The organism is Deltaproteobacteria bacterium CG11_big_fil_rev_8_21_14_0_20_42_23 (genome assembly GCA_002796345.1).
Taxonomy (GTDB): domain Bacteria; phylum UBA10199; class UBA10199; order 2-02-FULL-44-16; family 2-02-FULL-44-16; genus 1-14-0-20-42-23.
On the sequence record PCXC01000057.1, the window covers coordinates 1 to 20,546 of the forward strand.

The 20,546-nt window shown below is 42.4% G+C and carries 19 protein-coding genes and 1 pseudogene; 12 read left to right on the plus strand and 8 right to left on the minus strand.

Annotated features, from left to right (window positions below; translation table 11 throughout):
* Nucleotides 1-234 precede the first annotated feature (234 nt).
* Entirely contained in the window at nt 235-504 is a 270-nt protein-coding gene (gene rpsT, locus COV43_06770) for a 30S ribosomal protein S20 (protein ID PIR25104.1), read from the plus strand.
* On the opposite strand, the gene COV43_06775 is transcribed toward rpsT, so the two are convergent.
* From COV43_06775 to COV43_06790, 4 genes are all read right to left on the minus strand, one after another.
* Nucleotides 501-695, minus strand: a complete 195-nt coding sequence (locus tag COV43_06775) for a hypothetical protein (protein ID PIR25105.1) — start codon at nt 693-695, stop codon at nt 501-503. The two genes, rpsT and COV43_06775, sit on opposite strands and share 4 nt — an antisense overlap.
* A gap of 130 nt (nt 696-825) precedes the next feature.
* Nucleotides 826-1,845 carry a DNA polymerase III subunit delta gene (locus COV43_06780; GenBank protein PIR25106.1) on the minus strand — a complete coding sequence of 340 codons (1,020 nt, stop codon included), beginning with the start codon at nt 1,843-1,845 and terminating at the stop codon, nt 826-828.
* A 7-nt stretch (nt 1,846-1,852) separates the two neighbouring features.
* Complete coding sequence (asnB, locus tag COV43_06785) at nt 1,853-3,733, minus strand: asparagine synthase (glutamine-hydrolyzing) (GenBank protein PIR25107.1); 1,881 nt, start codon at nt 3,731-3,733, stop codon at nt 1,853-1,855.
* Nucleotides 3,734-3,771: 38 nt separating this feature from the next.
* Nucleotides 3,772-4,752: a glycosyltransferase gene (locus COV43_06790; GenBank protein PIR25108.1), complete on the minus strand. Its 981-nt coding sequence runs from the start codon at nt 4,750-4,752 to the stop codon at nt 3,772-3,774.
* 113 nt (nt 4,753-4,865) lie between these two features.
* Here COV43_06790 and COV43_06795 point away from each other — a divergent pair, with 113 nt between their 5' ends.
* Genes COV43_06795 through COV43_06820 form a run of 6 tightly spaced genes read left to right on the plus strand, consistent with a single transcriptional unit; the run spans nt 4,866 to nt 11,315 of the window.
* A complete protein-coding gene (locus COV43_06795) occupies nt 4,866-6,473 on the plus strand; it encodes a hypothetical protein (protein ID PIR25109.1) in 1,608 nt (535 codons plus the stop codon).
* On the plus strand, nt 6,474-7,247 hold the full coding sequence (locus tag COV43_06800) for a hypothetical protein (GenBank protein PIR25110.1): 774 nt from the start codon (nt 6,474-6,476) through the stop codon (nt 7,245-7,247). It begins immediately after the preceding gene.
* Nucleotides 7,248-7,259: 12 nt separating this feature from the next.
* Nucleotides 7,260-8,126, plus strand: a complete 867-nt coding sequence (locus tag COV43_06805; protein ID PIR25111.1) for a 50S ribosomal protein L11 methyltransferase — start codon at nt 7,260-7,262, stop codon at nt 8,124-8,126.
* Nucleotides 8,127-8,876, plus strand: a complete 750-nt coding sequence (locus COV43_06810) for a 16S rRNA (uracil(1498)-N(3))-methyltransferase (protein PIR25112.1) — start codon at nt 8,127-8,129, stop codon at nt 8,874-8,876.
* Complete coding sequence (locus COV43_06815; protein PIR25113.1) at nt 8,873-9,616, plus strand: hypothetical protein; 744 nt, start codon at nt 8,873-8,875, stop codon at nt 9,614-9,616. The genes COV43_06810 and COV43_06815 overlap by 4 nt, the downstream gene beginning before the upstream one ends.
* Before the next feature lie 19 nt (nt 9,617-9,635).
* Nucleotides 9,636-11,315: a hypothetical protein gene (locus COV43_06820; GenBank protein ID PIR25114.1), complete on the plus strand. Its 1,680-nt coding sequence runs from the start codon at nt 9,636-9,638 to the stop codon at nt 11,313-11,315.
* Here the strand turns inward: COV43_06820 and mrdA are convergent.
* The 4 genes from mrdA to COV43_06840 all read right to left on the minus strand — a co-directional run bounded on the left by mrdA (nt 11,309) and on the right by COV43_06840 (nt 15,757).
* Complete coding sequence (gene mrdA / locus COV43_06825; GenBank protein PIR25115.1) at nt 11,309-13,189, minus strand: penicillin-binding protein 2; 1,881 nt, start codon at nt 13,187-13,189, stop codon at nt 11,309-11,311. The two genes, COV43_06820 and mrdA, sit on opposite strands and share 7 nt — an antisense overlap.
* An 18-nt stretch (nt 13,190-13,207) precedes the next feature.
* Complete coding sequence (locus COV43_06830) at nt 13,208-13,732, minus strand: hypothetical protein (GenBank protein ID PIR25116.1); 525 nt, start codon at nt 13,730-13,732, stop codon at nt 13,208-13,210.
* Entirely contained in the window at nt 13,733-14,569 is an 837-nt protein-coding gene (gene mreC, locus COV43_06835; GenBank protein PIR25117.1) for a rod shape-determining protein MreC, read from the minus strand.
* Nucleotides 14,570-14,722: 153 nt separating this feature from the next.
* Nucleotides 14,723-15,757 carry a rod shape-determining protein gene (locus COV43_06840; GenBank protein ID PIR25118.1) on the minus strand — a complete coding sequence of 345 codons (1,035 nt, stop codon included), beginning with the start codon at nt 15,755-15,757 and terminating at the stop codon, nt 14,723-14,725.
* 178 nt (nt 15,758-15,935) lie between these two features.
* Here COV43_06840 and COV43_06845 point away from each other — a divergent pair, with 178 nt between their 5' ends.
* The 5 genes and pseudogenes from COV43_06845 to COV43_06865 all read left to right on the plus strand — a co-directional run bounded on the left by COV43_06845 (nt 15,936) and on the right by COV43_06865 (nt 20,529).
* Nucleotides 15,936-16,958 (plus strand): hypothetical protein, encoded by a 1,023-nt coding sequence (locus COV43_06845; GenBank protein ID PIR25119.1) that lies wholly within the window; start codon nt 15,936-15,938, stop codon nt 16,956-16,958.
* Nucleotides 16,955-18,325, plus strand: coding sequence for a hypothetical protein (locus COV43_06850; GenBank protein PIR25120.1), 1,371 nt, complete (start codon nt 16,955-16,957; stop codon nt 18,323-18,325). Before COV43_06845 ends, COV43_06850 begins: the two co-directional genes overlap by 4 nt.
* Before the next feature lie 18 nt (nt 18,326-18,343).
* The gene (locus COV43_06855; GenBank protein PIR25121.1) at nt 18,344-18,658 is read left to right on the plus strand and encodes a hypothetical protein; all 315 of its coding nucleotides are present in this window, start codon (nt 18,344-18,346) and stop codon (nt 18,656-18,658) included.
* Entirely contained in the window at nt 18,659-19,249 is a 591-nt protein-coding gene (locus COV43_06860) for a dephospho-CoA kinase (GenBank protein PIR25122.1), read from the plus strand.
* Between the two features lie 94 nt (nt 19,250-19,343).
* Nucleotides 19,344-20,529 (plus strand): annotated as a pseudogene (locus COV43_06865) (hypothetical protein).
* Nucleotides 20,530-20,546: the final 17 nt, after the last annotated feature.

The window sequence follows — 20,546 nt, forward strand, 5'->3', positions numbered from 1 at the left end:
AACCACAGGCCTCGTAAGTGCTTGAATTTTAAGACTCCTTACGAAGCTCTCCAAATGGATTCTTGCACTTGACGCTTGAATTCGCACCGTCCCCTTGTAACATTACTCATGAGTAATGTTAGTTTTGGGCGATAAAGGTAATGCTCTAGAATCCAGCTTCAACGCCAAAAAGCGTGCTTGACTTCGCTTTGGGCTTAGTGCTAGGAAGCGCCCTTCATTAAAGGAGTTATACAGATGGCTGAAAAGAAAAAACTAGGAACCGGCAGACACTACTCTGCTCTTAAGAGAAACCGTCAGAACGAAAAACGTAATGAGCGCAACAAATCAGCTCGTTCTGCTCTTCGCACTGTATTGAAAAAAGCGCGTCAATTGCTTCAAGGCGAAACTTTAAAGCCAGCACTTGCAAGTCTTGATAAAGCTGCAGGCAAAGGCCTTATCCCAAAGAAAAGAGCTGCACGCCTCAAGTCTCGCTTGCAAAAAGCTGTGAATAAAGCCGCTGCTTAAGATTTACTCCCATCACAATTCCAAAAACCGCATCTCCAAAGATGCGGTTTTTTTTGTTTCATGAAGTTGTATTGATTTTCAATTCTTTTTGTCATCCTCTGGCTTGACCAGGCCTGCCTGCCGGCGGGCAGGGGATCCAGCAATTTAGGCAATTTGCTGTCCTTGCGGATGAAGTATTCGCAGAGACGCATTGCAATGCGTCTCTACAATTGACAAAATCAGAATTGACCGATGAGATCCTTCGTTACACTCAGGATGACGGCGTTGCTCTAATGGCACTATTGAACCATTGCCCTATTTACACCATCATCCAATTCAAAATCAATTCACGGAAGGCCTTTTGTGGCAAAGAGAAATAATCAATTTTTCAAGGGGTTTGTCTTTTGTGAGTCGTGTGGTTTTGAGCTCGCGGTCGCACCAAGCAAAAGCGTGAAAGGCTTGCTTCAGTTCTTCAAGCGAATAGTGCTGCGCTTGTGCGAGATAATCTTTGGCAAAAAAAGGATGCACGCCTAAATACCGCGCCAAATCTGCAGATTGACGCATCCGCCCTTCCACTTCCTTTGCCTTGGTGAGCAGTCGAAAGTGACGTGCTACCATACCCAAAATCATTACCGGCGCTTCACCTTGATGCAGCAACGTCGTGAGCACAGACAAAGACTTCGAAAGTTTTTTTTCACCAATATTGTTGGTAAGCTCAAACACGCTGCGTTGGCTGGTTTCTGCAATGGCCATTTCCACATCGGAAAGTTCAATCAATGGCCGCTTGCCAACAAAAAGAAACAAGCGCTCCAAGGCTTGATCGATCTGGCTTAAATCGGTGCCCACTAAATCGGCCAAATAGCGCGCTGCTTCGTGGGAAATTTGTCGCTTTTGCTGACGCACTTGGCTTGCAATCCAAGATGGAACTTGATTGGCGTACAATGCCTTGCACTCAATCACAGCAGATTGTTTTTGCAATGCTGCAAATAATTTTGACCGGCCATCCAATTTTTCTGCAATGAGGACGAGCAAAGAATGTTCGAATGGTTTTTGCAGATAATCTACAAGATGAGCCTGCATTTCTTTCGAAAGCTTATGGGCATCGCGAATGACAATCAGATTTTTTCCGCCCAAAAAGGGAAATGTTTTTAGGGCGCCCATCACTTTTTCTACACTGGCTTCGACACCGCTATACGCTGAATACGAAAGGTCATCGTGCATGTTGGAAATGCCAAGCTTTTCTTTCATCACATGTAGGCCATGTCTTGCGATGTGAAGTTCTGCGCCAAAAAAAAGATAGGCCGGAAAAAATTTTTCCTGCTTTAAGGCATCTTCAAACTGTTGAACGGTAAATTTTGGCATTATTCTCTTATTTCATATAGTGGTCATGCCATTGTTGAAAGGCCAACAAGGTCCACAGTTGTTTGCGGTTGTCTTCTTTTTGCGCAAAGTGTCTCTCAAGTAAACCTTGAACTGTCTTGGGATTAAAAATACCTTGCTTCGCTAAACGTGCTGGGGAAAGCAAATCGCAGGTCATCTCGCGCAAGGGCCCATTTATCCACTTGGCTACGGGAATACCAAAACCCTTTTTGGGGCGATTCACAATTGATGCGGGCAGTTCATTTTCGTACGCTTTCTTCAAGAGATACTTTAGGTTTCCATGACGGTATTTGAAGTGATACGGCAGCTTTGCCACGAATTCTACGAAGTGATGATCTAGGAACGGTGATCTGCACTCAAGCGAAGCCGCCATTGAAGCCCTGTCTACCTTTGTAAGGATATCGTCTTGCAAGTAGAGTTTTTTGTAGAGGTAGAGAAGTCCATTCCCAACACTTGCGGAAGCTGCAACCATCTGATGACGATTGATATCATGCAAAAATAAATCCGAACCAAACGAGCGCGCTTGCAAAAGAGCTGTTTGTTCTTCAGACGAGAACGAACCCATCCACAAAAAATGTTTGGAGGCATCTAACACATCTGCGCCTCGCAAAAATTGTTTCGCTTTAAAATCGAAGCTGATGTTTTCATCAGAAACAGGAAGATGTTTTACTATTTTTTTTACTGCTGCTCGCACAAAGTGTGGAAGACGTTGAAATATTTTTGCATATTCTTCTGCTTTAAAGGTGGGATAACCTGCAAAAAGTTCATCACCACCATCGCCACCAAGTGCAACAGTGACATGCTTTTTTGTGAATTTCGAAAGGGCATATGTGGGAACAATGGAAGCATCGCCTAGTGGTTCGTCAAGAAAGGCGCCAATCTCTGGAATTAAACCAAGCAAGGTTTCTGGAGTACACAGCTCTTCGTGATGCTGAGTTCCAAAATGATTTGCGACAAGACGTGCATGGCTAGATTCGTCAAAACTTTTTTCGCTGAATGCCATAGAAAAGGTTTTGATTTGTTGTGGCGGAAGCATTTTTGCCATGGCTGCTAAAACAACAGACGAATCAATGCCGCCAGAGAGAAAGAGCCCCAGCGGAACATCACTCATCAAGCGAATGTTTACTGCCTCTTCAAAACGCTGTCGCAATTCTGAAAGTGCATCCTCCTCGGAAATATGCGTCAGTTCTCCTTCACAGGGAATGTCCCAATATTGCTCGATGCTTATTTTTCCTTCTTGCCACGTCAACATGTGACCAGCTTCGAGCTTGTGAATACCTTCGAAAATGGAAGCTTGAGCTGGCACGTATTCAAACGCCAAATACTTTTGCACAGCCAACATATCGAGGCGAGGATGAAGTTCTGGATAATTCAGCAACGCTTTAAGTTCTGAAGCAAAGAGAAAAGCTCCATTCACTTCGGCCCAGTACAAAGGCTTTTGCCCCATGCGATCTCTGGCGATGAGCAGTTTTCGTTTTTCGCTATCCCACACAGCAAGGCCAAACATGCCGCGAAGTTTTTTGACAAAGTGACGCCCTTCTTCTTCATAAAGATGCGGTAAAATTTCGGCATCGGAATGACTGCGAAGCTGATGTCCATGCTGTTCAAGCTGAGTTCGAAGTGTGAGGTGGTTGAAAATTTCGCCATTGCAAATGGAAACAATCTTCCGCTGCTCATTGTAAAGAGGCTGTTTGCCGCCTTCGAGGTCTAAAATGGAAAGCCTACGCATGGCGAGGGCTGCGCCTGATTCAAAAAAATAACCTTCATCATCTGGGCCGCGATGAATCATGCTGCGGTTCATTTTTTGCAACACGTGTTCATCAAGTTTTTTGTGTTTATCCGTAAAGATAACACCAACAATCCCACACATTGTAATATCCTCACTCAGAAAACTGTTAAAAAACTAAACTACTTTTCGATGTTCACACATTTTTTCACGAGGTAAATAGGTTTGTTTTGGGATTCGTGATAGGTTCTAATCAAAAGCTCTGCAATGAGACCCATGAGAATAAACTGAACACCAAGAATACATAAAAACACTGCAAGCAAGAGAAAGGGATTTTTGTGCGCATAGGTTCCGAAAAAGAATTTTTCTAATAACACTTCAGCGCCCGCACAAAAAGAAAGAAGACACATTATAAAACCACTTCCTCCAAATAAGTATGAAGGTTTGGTGACATAACTGGAAAGAAATTTCACGGTCATTAAATCCATGATCACCTTGAAGATGCGCATGAGTCCATATTTTGATTCGCCGCGAGTTCTGGCGCGATGATTCACTGCCACCTCAGAAACTTTTGCACCCACCATGCTCACATAAGCTGGAATGAAGCGATGCATCTCACCATACAGTTGTATGGAGTCGATGAACTCTGCCTTGTAGGCTTTAAGTGAGCAGCCGTAATCGTGCAATGCAACGCCGGTGATTTTTGAAATGAGTTTGTTTGCTATTTGAGAAGGCAATCTTCGAGTGAGAAATTTATCTTTCCGTTTTTTTCGCCAACCTGAAATGACATCGAAGCCTTCATCCAATTTTTGCAGTAAAAGTGGAATGTCTGCTGGATCGTTTTGATTGTCGGCATCCATAGCGACATAAATTTTCCCTTGGGCATGATCGAAACCAGCCGCCATGGCAGCCGTTTGGCCAAAGTTGCGCGTGAGTTTTACAAACTTCACGCGTTTATCTTTTTCTGCAAGTGCACTCACAAGATCTGCACTTTCGTCAGTAGAACCATCATCCACAAAAACAAGCTCAAAATTTATTTTTTTGGGATCTAAACTTGCGCACACTTCTTCATAGACTTGGGAAAGATTCCCTTCTTCATTTAGAAACGGAACGATGATAGAAACATCGTACGGCCTGCTACTGGTATCTTCAATTTGTCTCATGATTTTTTCCTTTTCCTCGGCGGAAAGTGCTTATCTTATAGATTAACAAAGAGGTCAACTTGCTTGATTTTTCGGTAAAATGCCGCTTGCAAGGAGATTGACTTTTTGGGCTTTTGCTCTATCTTGCACGGCTTATGAATTCAAAACAAAAATACCTCGTTTTCTTTGGGCTTATCGCCCTTTGCTTTCTTTTGCGCATCTTTAGTTTATGGACTCCGCTTATAAACGTTGATGAGTCTCAGTTTGCGGAGTACGCTAATAAGTTGCTCTCGGGTGGGCTTCCGTTTGTGGCCTCAGTGGATACCAAGCCAATGGGCATCTACTGGTTTTTCGCTGCTGTTTTTGCTGTCTTTGGAAAAAACAACATGATCGCAGTCCACGTGGCAACTATTCTTTGTGTTCTTGGCACGTCATATTATATTTTCAAGATTTCAAAATCTCTTTCTTCTGAAACGAGTGGAATTTTAGCTGCTCTTTTTTATATCGTTTTTTCAACTTGCTACATTCCAAAATTTATTTCTACTTCCATTGTGCTTATCATGATGCTGCCACTCACTGCCAGCATGTGGTATGCCGTAAAAGGAGAACGTTCACAAAAGCAAGTTCACCTCTTTTTTTCTGGAATTCTTTTTGGCCTCGCCTGTCTGTTTAAATATCAAGCCGGAATCAACCTGTTTGTGTTGGCCGTTTATTTTCTCATCATCCGTCCCTTTTCTTTTAAGACTTCATATAATCCTTTTCGGCAAAAGGGATTTTTTTCCTTTCTTTTTGGGGGAAGCCTTGTGGGTTTAGCTTTCTTGGCTCACCTTTTATCTCTGGGCATTTGGGATGATTTTCTTTTTTATTCTTACCAAGGAAATTCTGCTTACATCAGCGCTGGTTCACAGTTTTTCACTTTTCTGAAAAAAGCTTTCATTCGCGGCGGATCTTTTATCCTGGCTACGTTTCTCCTTTGGTATTTTGGCGTGAAGAGAATTTTTGCTTCCCTTCGAAACTTTAGTTCCTCTGAACCTCATTCATCCGCAGAGTATCTTATTTTGGTTTGGTTTTTCTTTTCTCTTGTTGCGGTTTCTGCCGGCGGAAGGTTTTACGATCACTATTTTCTTCAAGTTCTTCCAGCGCTTTGTATTTTGGCTTCGCTTGAAGCTGAAAAATTTTTCGATGTGTTGAAAGCAAAAACATGGCCAGTTCAAAAACGAAAACGCGCTTATTCTTTCTTTTTGTGTGCTCTTCTTCTTCCGCCAATTCTTGCATCTGGCGCGAGATTGGTGGCAGATGATATTTACAGGCTTGCAAAAGATGATCATCCTCATCTCTATATTCCACTTGCAAAATATGTTGATGAGCATACCGCAAAAACTGACACCATTTTTGTGTGGGGTTTTGCTACTCCCATTTACTTTTATTCAAACCGGGAAGCGGCTTCACGTTTTTTATGGTGCGATTGGATGACAGGCCGAATTTCTGGAAATCCTCACCAAGGTGATAAACACTTTGAAGAAACAAGCTTATTGGCAGAAAAAAGTTGGGGCTACCTTTTTGAAGACCTTGAACAGTTTAAGCCTGTTTATTTTATAGATACAGCGCCAGGAAATTATCATGATTATGGAAAATTTCCCATTCAGAAGTATCCGCAACTTGTTCAGTATCTGGAAGAGAAATATAGGTTTGAAACAGAATTAAATGGTGCTCATTTTTATCGACGAAAAAAGGAGATCTAAATGAAAAAAATCTTCTCAAGTCTTTTGCTTCTTTTTTTCCTTCTCTCGGCGCAGGCTTCTCACGCTGCAGAATTGAAGATGCTTTTTTGGTATCCCGGTGGCGCAGGATCAACAGCGCAAGCGAGACCCACTCTTGAATTGTTTTTTGATTATCTCAACAAGCATATTGCTCCACAAAAAATTTCAGGAGAATACATCAACACCACTCAAGATGGCGTCACCTACATTAAGCGAGAAGCGCCAACGCTTGCCATCATCAGCTATTCCACTTGGGTACAGTTTAATCGAAAAATTGCAGCAGCAAGACCGTGGCTAGAGTTGGCACCTTTGCCGCATGGAAAAAACAAAGATGTGTATCAACTTCTTGGAACTACTTCTAGCATTCCTGCTAAAACACTCATTTATAGCTCCGAGCCTCTCTCGAAAGATTTTTTTGCTCAGCATCTTTTTGATTTAAAATCGGATTACACTCTAAAAGAAACTCCGCAAATTTTTCAAACCCTCAAAGCCATCGCGAATAAAGAAAAGGAAGGCATTGTTGTGCTGACATCAATCGAATCGGCAACCTTTTCAATGTTAAAAGCAGCTTGGACAAAGCAACTCAAAGAACTGGCTCTTTCCAAACCCATTCCAACTGCGCGCGTGGTGAGTTTTTCTCAGCAGTTTCCTGCAGAACAAAAACTTATGAAGGCGCTGATTCAGATGAATAAAGACGAAGAAGGCAAAGCCATTTTGCAAGAACTTCAAATAAGCTCATTTCAAATGCTGGAATAAGATGAGGAAAATATGAAACCGTCACCCTCTTGGTATCTTGCTACATTAAACGTAAAAACTTGTGATGTAGATACCGCCCTCCTTGCTTTCCACGAATTAGGTTCGCTTGGCTGTGAAGAAAAAAATATTTCCGATGAACTCGTGAGCATCAAATCTTATTTTGAAGGAACACAAAAAAAAGAAAGCCTGCAAACTCAACTTGAAGAAAGCCTCAATGCTTATTCTGTTTCTTTCGAGCTTGAATCTTTGGAAGCCTTCAGCTTCAACTTAAATGACCAATCTTGGCGCCAACACTTCAATCCCTTCTTGCTTATTCCTGGCCTTGTCATTGCTCCCACTTGGGAAAAATATCAGGCAAAAGAAAACGAGCAAATCCTCTTTCTCAATCCTGGAACAGCGTTTGGAACGGGATTGCACGATACCACGCGCTTTTGCGCCGAAGCCCTTCATCGCTATGCACACGAAAACATGCCAAAAAGTGTGTTAGACCTTGGTTGTGGCAGTGGCATTTTGTCTTTTGTGGCACAAAAGCTGGGATACACTCCTGTTGTTGGCGTTGATATCGATCCAGAAGCATTGCGAGTAACAGAAGAAAATGCTGAAGAGAATAAAATGGAAGCTCCTCTCTTGTATTCTTCTCTCGACGAAGTCTCGCAAGAGTTCGATGTTGTGGTTGCAAATATCTTGCTGAACACCCTGAATTTTCTGGCAGAAAAAATTGATCAACGCGTCGCTCGTAACGGAATCTTAATTTTATCTGGAATTTTACCCGAACAGGAAAGCCAGATCAGAAAACGATTTGAGGCGCTTCACTTCAAAAAAATTCACCTCGACATCGGTAATGAATGGGCATGCTTACACATGAAAAAGGAAAACTAAATGCCGCATTTTTTTGTGAATAAAAAACTTGAAACGGGAAAAGAATATGCGCTTGAAGAGCAAGATGCAAAACACATAGCACTTGTACTCAGGCTTAAACGCGGAGATGCAATAGCATTAAGCTCTGGCGATGGTAAAACATACGCAGCGTTGCTTACCACTGTAGATAAAAAGCAAGTTGTGGCCTTCATTGAAGATGAACGACCAGCTTCGCCTTTAAAGCATCTGCCAAGCCTTGCTCAAGCTGTGGTTAAACACGACCGCATCGAATGGATTATTCAAAAAGCGGTTGAACTTGGAACCTTGCATATTTTCCCTTTCACTTCCGAGCGAACTATTCCCAAGTTTGCGCAATCGGTAGATGAGAAAAAAAATAAACGCTGGAACGAAATTGCGCTTGCGGCTGCAAAGCAATCGGGTTTTCCCTTTAAGCCAACCGTGCATTCTATTGCGAGCTTTTCAGAGCTCTTTGAAGCTCTTCCCAACACTGACAACAAACTGCTTTTGTGGGAAGGTGAAAAACAGCGCGATCTCAAATCCTATTTTTCAAGCCCAAGTTACCAACAAGATAAAAGTTCAACCCTTATCATTGGACCCGAAGGTGGTTTTGCAGAACACGAAGTGAACCTTGCAAAAAAAGCTGGGGCAGTTTCGCTAAGCCTTGGTCATCAAATTTTGCGTGTTGAAACAGCAAGCCTTGCAGCCTTAACTTTAGTCCAATTTCACACAGGAAATATGAGCCTCACATGACAGAACACTTTCTGCTTTTTGCACATCGTGGCGCAAAAGATGTCGCTCCTGAAAATACGCTTTCTGCCTTTCGCAAAGCCATTCAGCTTCAAGCTGATGGAGTTGAGTTTGATGTGCTGGTGACGAAAGACGGCGTACCCGTTGTAAGCCACAACAACAACTTAAGTGAACTGACAAACGGAAGATGCTGCGTTCATTCAAGTAGCTATAAGGAAATTGAACATCTTGATGCCGGAAGCCACTTTTCCGCCCACTATAAAGGTGAGCGGCTTCCCACTTTAGTCCAAGTGTTACATCTCTTTTCGGGAAAAAATCTGTTGATCAACATCGAAATAAAAAGAGAAGCCAATATCAGCAAAAAACATCTGGATGCCATTTTTGATATCATCACCCATTTTGGTGAAGAAAAAAATGTCATCATTTCTTCGTTTTCGCTGCGCATTATGATGTATGTGAAAAAAAGAATTCCACACATTAAAAGAGCTGTGCTTTTCAGATCTGGGCCGTTCTCTACCTTTCGTGCCAAGCTCCGATGCCGTATTATCAAGCCTTTTAGCTTGCATCCTCCTTTCTCGGCGCTTTCACGAAGACTTGTTCGTTTTGCAAAAATGAAGGGGATTTTCATTTACTCCTGGACGATCAATACAGAAGCAGATATTAAAAAATGCAAAGCCATGCACATTGATGGCATTATGACCGACAGCATTTCGCTCTCTCGCGAATTTCTAAAATCTCATTGAGTTGGGAGAAAACAAGATCATGGCAAACGCCTTTGAAGAATTTGATGAGCTTGACCTGCCCGATCTTCCCGATGATTTTTCTGACAGTGATGAAGCAACCCTTCAAGAAGATCTCGAAGACTTTCCTCCTTCCAACAAAAGAAGATCTTCTTTATCAGCACCAACAGCATCTCCCTACAAAGATAGATTTGCTGCGCTTTTGCTGGACATAGCTTTTATTTATCTTTTCTACTGGTTTTTTGCTTATCTGTATTTATTCATTGCAAAAGGAACACTTTTTGGTGCCATTCCCTTGTTTGGTTTTCATGGTGTTTTCTTGCATGTCCTTTTTTTTCTTCTCACCCTTCTTTTCTTTAGTTTTTTCGAAACCGTTTTACAGGCAAGCCCAGGAAAACTGTTGTGCAGTCTAAAAATTGCAAAAACAAATGGTGAAAATCTTTCCTTTGTTTCCGCTTTGCTTCGAAATCTTCTCAAACCACTTGATCTGCTTTTGTGTTTTACGCTTGTAAATCTGATTGTGCTCGATCAAACAAGATACCGTCAGCGCATAGGTGATCTGCTGGCCAAAACATTTGTGATTCAGATAAAAAAGAAAACTCCATTTCCACCTCAACTACACAAAGCCGAACTTGCCTCAGGCTCGGGAAGATTGTGCGCTGGATTGATCGACTTCATTTTCTTTGCAGCTTTTCTCTTTGGACTTCTCTTCAGCTTCAGTCCAAATCACCCTCAAGGAAGTTTGCTGCTTCTTTTGCTTCTTCCCTTACTTGCCTTTTCTTATTTGATTTTCTTTCAGCAGATTTTAAAAACCAGCCCCGGAAAATTTTTCTTTGCATATGAAATTATCCAAGAAAGAAGAAGTCCTCTTCTTTTTTCATCTGCCGTTGTCAGAACTTTTTTGTATATTTTTGATTTGCTCCCAAGCTCACTCCTCCCCGTTATTCTTTCCGAAAAACACCAACGTCTTGGCGATCTTGCTGCTGGCACAATTGTGGTGAAATGGAAACGCAGCATCAGAGGAGCCATTGCTTTCGCTCTTGGCCTCATTCTTTCTGGCGGACTTCTTGCGAGTCAGTTGGAAGTGCGTGACAACATTCTCACTGAAAACTTTTATCTCAATTTTCTTCCTCGTTTTTCTTCATCATCTGTTGCTGTGGACGAAAAAAAATTATTTGGCAACCTTGTCTTGAGTGAGCTTTCTTTTTCAGAAGGACCAGACCTCGAAGTAAGAACCGTTCCTCTTTTTGTACCTGGAGAAACGGTTTATATGAGTTTTGTGATTACTGGGTTTGAACTTAAAGGCGGGAAAGCTTGGCTCACCGATGATTTGCAAGTTCAATACCCCGACAACTCTTTGGGACTTTCCCTTGAAAAGGCTATCGAGTACCACGACTATGCAAATGAGAACATGCCCATCACCTTTACCAATAGCCTTACGTTACCTGAAAACAGTACTTCGGGAAGATACAACATTGTCATTACACTTCGAGATAAGCATGCTGAAAAAGAGGTTCGTGAGTTTCGCTACTTTTATGTAAAAGCCAGCGAACCAACTCCAGTCATAAAAAAATCACCTGCACCAGAAATTCGTGAAGAAATATCAGAAGAGCCAAGCTTTAGAAATGAAGATGAGACCAATAACGACACACGATATTTTCGTGAAGAAAGCCGCGGTGGACGCGACGAATTTCTTTACTGATCTTCAGTTGCTGGCAGTTTTCCTTCTTTCAGCTTATGGTACAACGCAAAAAGTTCTCCCACAATTGGTGCCGCCGTACGTGAACCACCTCCACCATGTTCCACAATAACAGCCGCCGCTAATTCAGGTTTTTCAGTTGGAGTAAATCCAACAAACCACGCATGATCTTTACATTTTTCGCTCGTGCATTTTCCTGCCAGGCTTACAACCTGTGCTGTACCTGTCTTTCCGCCAACAGGAACTCCAAAGCGCTGCACACCTCTTGCGGTGCCATCGCCATCATTCACCACTCCCACCAATGCTGCTTTTACTCGCTCTAATGCTTCGGGATCTAAATTGAGCGAGTCGCCTTCATGGTGTTCATGCTGATAAGTCTGCTTACCTTCAATATCAACAGCATTCTCCACCAAGTAGGGAGTAAGTTTGTGCCCACCATTTACAATGTGAGCAAGCGCAACAGCATTTTGAAGCGGAGTAACAAGATCGTACCCTTGGCCAATGGCAATAGAGAGCGTTTCACCTTCTTGCCATTTTGAGCCAAAACGTTTCAACTTCCATTCGGAAGTAGGAATCAAACCAGATTTTTCTCCATCAAGTCCAATGCCAGTAGGAGCGCCAAAGCCAAGCTTTTTGGCATAGTGAGCAATCATATCTACTCCAAGCCTTTGGCCATTCACATAATAGTAGATATCACACGAACCCGTAAGCGAGCGATGAAGATCGACGGCACCATGGCCATTACGATTCCAACAGTGAAACACTCGGTTTCCAAAACGTTTTGCACCTGCACAAAATACCTGATCATTTGGCTTTACCGTTTTCTCGGAGAGCAACGCCAATGCGGGTACCATTTTATAGGTAGATGCTGGTGGATAGGTGGCTTGAATGGTTCGATTTAAAAGTGGCTTGGATTCGTCGAGCAAAAGTTGGCGCCAATATTTGTCGCCCTCTTCACTTTCAAGTTTGTTGAGATCATACGATGGCGTGCTCAAGAATGTTCTGAGCGCACCTGTTTTTACATCGATCAAAACGACAGCACCTTTTCGGCCATCAAGAAGTTCAGTGGCTTTTCTCTGCAGAGTATCATCTATGGTGAGGTAAAGATTTTCACCTGGAACAGGCGGAACCGTGCGCAGGTCTTCAGCAATCCCTTCGTAGTCAACTTCTTTTCCAACGGCACTCACTAGCTTTTGCTCGTAGCCATCAATGCCCCGCAACTGCAGATCCCATCGCTCTTCTAGGCCTTGCACTCCAACGTAATCACCCAAACTATATCGGCCGGGATGCGCATCTTTAAACCGTTTCAGGCGATCGGCATTAATTTCTCGTACGTATCCCATCAGGTGACTCACAAGAGTTCCATGAGGATAGACGCGACGATAGTGTTGTTTTATTTCAAGGCCGCGCAGGTCGTAGACATCGTGTGCCTGTGGCCACGCGTGATGTCTCGCTTGCAATTTGGAAACATCTGAAAGACTGATATCCGCCTTTACCAACAAGGGTTGATATCTTGCTTGGTGTTTTCTTTTTTCCCATATTTTTTCTACGTCGGGGAGCGGAAGCGAAAAAAGTTCGCTTGTGTGTTTCAAAAGTACTGGAGGATCAACCACATATTGAGGAACAATCACCAAATCAAAAACAACTTGGTTATCAACTAAAATTTCTCCATTGCGATCGAAAAACATTCCTCGAGGCGCCGGTTGTTTTATTTCTTTGATACTGTTTTCAAGCGAAAAGTGGCGGTAGAGATCACCCTTCGAGACCTGCAAAGCGTACAAACGTGCAATCACAATAAGAAAAAAAACAACAATCGCTATCACCGGAAACTTGTAGCGATTTTCAACATCGTAGGTGTATTCATGTGTAAGTTGCATAGCACTCTTTAAGATGCGTTATGGTGAAAGAAGCTTCGATGGTTTTTTCAGGTTTTCCCATCTTAACTTTCCATACCAAAGAAGAAAAGGAAGCATCAACAGGCCCAAGAGGCCATCGCACGGCGCTTGTAGAAACGCGTGGCTTAGCCAAGAAAAAAAGACCGCTTTTTCACCGGTAGAAATATACAAAATAGTTCCAATGATGACTTTGTCCGAAAAACTTATAACTGAAATCCAAAAAAACTTTGCAAAACGATCTGAAAAGGAAACCGTATTCATAATCAAACGCATCATCACATATAAAATGATAAAACTGATAAGACTCACGCCAAAGGGAAGTAGAGAAATGCTGTCTGCAAAAAGCGCCAAGACAAGTAGTGTGGGAAGACTTGCTTTTTTTTCTGCTTGAAAAAGAAGCGCTGCAACCACAAAAATAAAAAGATCAATGTGCAAATAACGGCTGGGAAAAGATGAAAGCCACGTCGTCTGAAGTGACAACGCCACAAGAGCATACGCAAAATATAAAAAGAAAAAGCGCATCATTTACCTTGTTTTTTTCATGAGCACCGCAACTTCTCTCAGTTGAGAAAAATCTCTTACCGGAATTAAATCGGCTTTTTGAAAAACTCCGTATTCTGAAACTTCAACTTTGTGCACCACACCCGCTTTTAAACCTGATGGATAAATCTCATCCAAGCCGGAAGTAATCACCACATCACCTTCTTTCACATCACTTGCTCGGTGCAAATAATCAAGTGACGCCACGCCACCTTGCACCTTCGCTTTTTTACTTTTTCCCACCAAAAGAGCTCTGGTTTGTGAGCGTTCTATAAAAACATCGACAACACTATTTACATCGTCCAGCAAAAGCACGTGGGATCTATGTTTCCCCACTTCACCAATTCTACCAACAACACCTTCGCCAACCACTACTGGCATATACACTTGAAGCCCATCGGCAGTGCCGCGGTTGATAACAATGCTGCTAATTTCTGTTTGAGGATCATGAGCAATTACACGCGCCATAATCGGTTCCCACTGCTCCATGTCTTGATAGTGCAAAAGCTGTTTAAGCCGTTCATTTTCTTGTTGAAGCTCTTCAAGGTAAATGAGTTGTCCTTTTAATTTTGATACTTGGTTTGTGAGCCGAAGGTTTATTTTTTTGGTGTGAACAAGAGCAATATAATTATTCCACGTTGAATGAACACCTTGTCCCACAAAAGAAAACACGTTTTGAAAAGGTTCAACTACATTCCATAGGGCTTGCTCATACCAAGGAGCGCGTCTTGCACCGTAACGAGTAAACGAGAAAAAAATAAGAAAAAGAAGGAGAGGAATAAAGAATCTCAGTATTCGAAATCGGCGTGAGTAATCTGACATAAGCGTTCTTTGAAATATGAGCTAAATGTTTAGAGTGTGTGGTTGTCATCCTGAACGTAGTGAAGGATCTCCTCGAAAACACAGTAGATTCTTCGCTTTGCTCAGAATGACAAGAGGCTAATTGTCAACACGCCCTAGTATGGCGAGGAGCAATTAAGAAAGGGTCACACTTCTAAAGACGTCAAGTCTATCAAGCGCTCTTCCAGAACCAAGCACAACGCAACTTAGCGGATCATCGGCGACAATAACAGGAAGGCCTGTTTCTTCGCGAAGCAAAACATCCAAGTTTCTGAGAAGCGCACCACCACCTGTAAGCACAATGCCTCGGTCGTAGAGATCGGCGGATAATTCTGGAGGTGTGCGTTCAAGTGTAATTTTTACCGCCTCTACAATTGCATTGACGGGTTCAACAATAGCTTCACGAATTTCTTCCGAGTTTACTTCGATGGTTTTTGGAACTCCGGCAACAAGGTCTCTTCCTTTAATTTCCATGGTGCGCACTTCTGCATCTGGATACGCCGTTCCAATAGCGATTTTTACAGCTTCTGCTGTTCGCTCACCCACAAGCATGTTGTATTTTCGCTTTAAAAAATGAATGATGGCTTCATCCATTTTGTCGCCTGCAACACGAACTGATTTTGAAAACACAATGCCCGCAAGCGAAATAACCGCTACTTCAGTTGTTCCACCACCAATATCAACAATCATGCTTCCCGTTGGTTCGGTGATTGGCAAACCCGCACCAATAGCGGCTGCCATGGGTTCTTCGATAAGGTAAACTTCTCTTGCTCCTGCCGATTCAGCTGATTCACGAACGGCTCGTCGCTCTACTTCGGTGACTCCAAAAGGAATACAGACGATGATGCGCGGACGAATAAGCGTTTTTCGGTGATGAGATTTTCGAATAAAATAACGAAGCATAGCCTCGGTGACTTCGAAGTCAGCGATGACACCATCTTTCATGGGGCGAATGGCTTCAACGGTTCCAGCTGTTCTTCCCAACATTTCCTTTGCTTCTTTTCCCACGGCAAGCACACGCTTAATCCCTCTGGCATCTCTTTTTACCGCAACCACAGAAGGCTCGGCGGAAACAATGCCCTTTCCTTTTACATAAACAAGTGTATTTGCAGTGCCCAAATCGATCGCAAGATCATTTGAAAACATTCCAATAAGTGAATCTAAAAACATTTTTACTCCAATCAAAATTTTGCGTGCCAGACATCTAGCAGAGCACTCAAGTGAGTTCAATAAAAAATGTTGATTTATCACAACTATTTGACTAGCAACTCCCAAACTGTGAATTGAGCTTGAACGTGATGTGAAGCCCCCCACAGCTTACTAACCCTCAAACAAAAGTGACAAAATTATGCTCGATATTTTAAGAAGAAACGCATCTTCATGGATCATCAAGGTTGTTCTTGGAGCAATCATTCTCAGCTTCGTTCTCTTTTTCGGCTACCAGGCAAGCAACCAAAACGCCTACGGTTCAGCTTCAGCGCCTGCAGCCACCATAAACGGCCATGACGTTCCCAGCGGGCTTTACCAGGCACAGCTTGAGCAAAACCTTAATCAGATGAAAAGTTCTTTTCAGTATGACACGGTTCCCGATTTTGTGAAAAATCTTGCTGAAACCAATACCCTTCGCCAGCTTGTTCAACGCACCATCATGGTCAATGCCACAGACAAACTCAACATTGCCATTAACGATGAAGAGCTTGCAGCGCACATCATGCGCATTTACTCAAACCAAGGTGCAGCGTTCGATCCTCTTCAATATCGATACGAAGAACTTCCTTATCGTTCAGCACAACTTGGCATTAACTTCGAACAGCTTATCAAAGAAGACTTGGCCATCAGCCATTTTTACGACTACTTCGGCAATGTAAAATATCCTCTTTCTGTTTCTGCGGACGAAGAGCAAGCCATGAAAACAAAAACGTGGACCTTCTTAGAGCTCGATCTGGATAAAGCAGAGCTTCAAAAAAACAAAACCTTAAAAGAAGGCGAAAATCTTGATGCCCTCAAACAAGCCTTCCTCGACGCCAAAGATGAAAAAACATGGAACAAGCTGGCGAAACAATACAAGCTCACCTCAAAAGTACTTGGGCCATTTTCCTTTGCAGACCGCAGAGCCACATTGCCAGCAAGTTTAAGCGCTGATGATCAAATAAAACTCTTTAGCCTTTCTGCTGCAACTCCGCATTTTGAAAAGGAAACAGCCGAAGGAAAGTTGAGCCTCTTCTTCTTTAAAGACAGCGGAGAACGTAAACTAAAACCTGAAGAAGAAGCTGCAACAGACCTTGCTTCCACTTCATTTATTGGTTCATGGTTTGGAAAAGCTGCTCTTGAAGCCAAAGTTGAATCTCACCTCAATCCACAATCAAAATGATAGCCGCTTTACAGGAACTTATTCGCCGGGGGGCCGAGCTTTACGAAGTGGGTGGAGTGGTTCGCGATCACCTTCTTGGGCGAGAAACAAATGACAACGACTACCTCGTTCGATGTCTTCCGGTAGATGAACTCATCAAGATTTTAAAGCCGTTTGGAAAAGTGGCACTTGTAGGAAAATCATTTGGGGTTATCAAATTTTCCCCTCACGCAAAGCCATCTGTTGAAATTGACTTCGCCCTTCCACGAAAAGAAGTTTCAACGGGAGAGGGTCATCGTGATTTCGATGTCATGTTTGACCACATGCTTCCCGTTGCTGAAGATCTTTCTCGCCGAGATTTCACGATCAATGCCATTGCAAAATCGGTAAACACTGGTGAAATTATCGATCCTTTTCATGGCCAAGAAGACATCAAGAAAAAACTTATTCGCATGGTTTTTCCCAAGGCTTTTGAAGAAGACCCGCTTCGTATGTTGCGCGCCATTCAATTTGCAGCACGGCTCCATTTTTCATTAGAAGCTGAAACGAAGCTTGCCATCCAAAAACATGCAAGTCTCATCAGCACTGTCTCTCCCGAGCGCATCATCGAAGAATTGCGAAAACTCCTTTTAGCCGACAAGCCTTCACTTGGTTTCGATCTCATGCATGAAACAGGATTACTTGAAAAAGCATTTCCTGAAATTGCCCTTTTGAAAAAAACGGAACAAGACAAAAAACCTGGCGATACGGTTTACGACCACACCATGCGTGTATTGGATGCTAGCCGTGCTGATGCCCTCATCGAAGAACCAGGCGAAATCAATCTGATGCTCGCAGCTTTATTTCATGATGCCGGCAAACCCAGGACAGCTCAGTATCACAAGCCATCTGATCGCGTAGTCTTTTTCGGCCATCAGCTGGTTTCGAAACACATCGCTAAAAAATGGATGCAAAAAATGAAGGTGGAAACCATTGGTGCAAACCCCAAAACAGTTCTCACTCTCGTTGAGCATCACATGTTTGAAACCAAAGCCTATTACACCGAGCGCGCCATCAGACGTTTTATTGCAAAGGTTTCGCCTGAACTCATTTTCAAATTGCTCGATCTGCGCCTTGCCGATAATCGTGGTGGAAAACATCCCAACAGTGTCAACGGCGTAAAACGACTTCGCGTAAAAATTCGAGAAGAGCTGGAAAAGCAAAATGCATTTGGCCTTAAAGATTTAGCGATTAACGGCCAAGACTTGATGCAACTGGGTATCCCGGCAGGCCCTCAACTGGGAAAAGTAATGAAACATTTGCTAGAGCTGGTCATTGATGAACCCGATCTCAACACCAAAGAGAGTCTCTTAGCACTTGCAAAAAATATCGTAGCTGAACAAGAATAGCCCAGCTCTGGAGGTAATGTGTTCTGGTTTAAATCGAAAAAGAAAAAACAAGAAGAAGATACCTGGAACCTTCACGACTTCGTAAATGATGTAGACAACACCATGCAACAACAAGCCAATGAATCTCCAAGGCTCCAGCATGTTCATGCTAAGCTTGATCCCAAATGGAAAAATATAAATGAACTCGTCATGAAGGCAATTGCCACAACAGACGATGATCACTTCACCCTTTTGTGCAGCGACTTGCTTAAGCACAATGATTTGGCTTTAAGAGCCGCGCTAGAAATTGGCAGATCACTTTATCACACGAAAAATAAACCGGAGAAAGACTAAGTGAAAACCATTGGCATCACCGGTTCCATTGGAAGCGGAAAAAGCACTGTCTCGGATTTCTTTGCCACAGCTGGCTTTCCTGCCATTAACGCTGATACGATTACGCATGAATTGTTTCGCCACAACCCTCAAGTTCACAAACAAGTATTAAAAGTATTTGGCGAAAGTATTCTGAACGAAAATAAAAAAATTGATCGCAAAAAATTGGGGAAAATTATTTTCAAAGATTCTGAACAAAAAAGAAAACTTGAAAGCATCCTCCACCCTCTCATTAAAAATGAAATATTTGAGCAGATTGAAAAAAGAAAACAAAGAGGCGACGCCCTTTGCTTCGTTGATATTCCGCTGCTTTACGAAGGCAAGTGGGAAGAAAAACTCGATTACGTTATCGTGGTCAACTGCACGCTTGAAGAAAGCTTTAAACGAGCGCAAAAAAAATTAGGCATTTCTTTAGAAGAAGTAAAACTTCGCTATCAGCAACAAATCCCACTTGACGAAAAAGTAAAACGCGCCAATTTCGTCATCAACAACTCGCTAAGCCTTGAAAACACTCAACTTCAGGTTGATAAGCTTTTGGAGAAGTTGTTGTAGTAAATAATGACTTCGATCCCAAACAGTTTGATATGGAAAAAATCAATAAACAACTGTCACGAATAAAAGGCAGAAAAATGAAAAACCTCAACTCATGAAAAAGAAGAAAACAAAAAAGGCACCACAAAAAGCTCTGGTGAAAACTTCACCTCAAAAGAGCTTGTTTGATCATATTGTTTCTGTTTTAGAGGAAGCCAAAGCCAATGTCCTTCGTTCGGTGAACAGTAATATGGTCATCGCCTATTGGCATATTGGCCGAGAAATTGTTCAGGAAGTCCAGGGAGGTGAGAAACGAGCTGAGTTATGGGAAACAGGCTATTGAAGATTTATCTGAAAAATTGACCCGTCGTTATGGCAAGGGCTTTTCAGAAACCAATCTAAAGTATTTTCGTTTGTTTTATCAGACTTACGCAGATCGTACTCCTGAAATTCGTCACAAGCCTTGTGACGAATTCAAGAAGAATAAAAAACATAAACAATTTCATGGAATTTTGAACGACATGAGTCTCGCCGTTGAGAACAGCGACTGCATCAAAGGCTTTTCTCCTGAACTGAGCTGGTCACACTATCGTACTTTGACCAAAGTTGAACATAAAAATGAGCGGCTTTTTTACGAGATTGAAGCGGAAAAAGAAGGCTGGAGTGTGCCTGTTTTAGAAAGGCAAATTCATTCTTTTCTTTTTGCGCGCTTGCTAAAAAGTCGTAACAAAGATGACGTCATAAGACTGGTTCGTGCAGGTCAAGTTTTTGTAGAACCTGCTGATGCCATGAAAGATCCTTACATTCTTGATTTTCTCGGTCTCCCCGATTCGGAAGTCATCCATGAGTTGGAAATTGAAAAGGCGATTATCGCAAATCTTCAATCTTTTCTCCTTGAACTTGGAAAAGGTTTTGCTTTTGTAGCGCGACAAAAGAGAGTTCAATTTGACAACAAATTTTTCTACATTGATTTAGTTTTCTATAACTGCATTTTAAAATGTTACCTTCTCATTGATTTAAAAATTGGGGAACTGACTCATCAAGATGTTGGGCAGATGGATAGTTATGTTAGGATGTTCGACGATAAATATCGTACTGAAGGAGATAACCCAAGCATTGGATTAATCCTTTGTTCCAAGAAAAATGAAACCATCGCAAAATATTCAATATTAAAAGGAAGCAAACAATTATTCGCATCAAAATATATGCTCTATTTGCCAACAGAAAAAGAGTTGCAACAGGAAATTGAACGGGAACGACGATTGATTGAAGATGTAAATCACGCACCAAAGAAAAAGTAAAACGCGCTTTTTGCTTA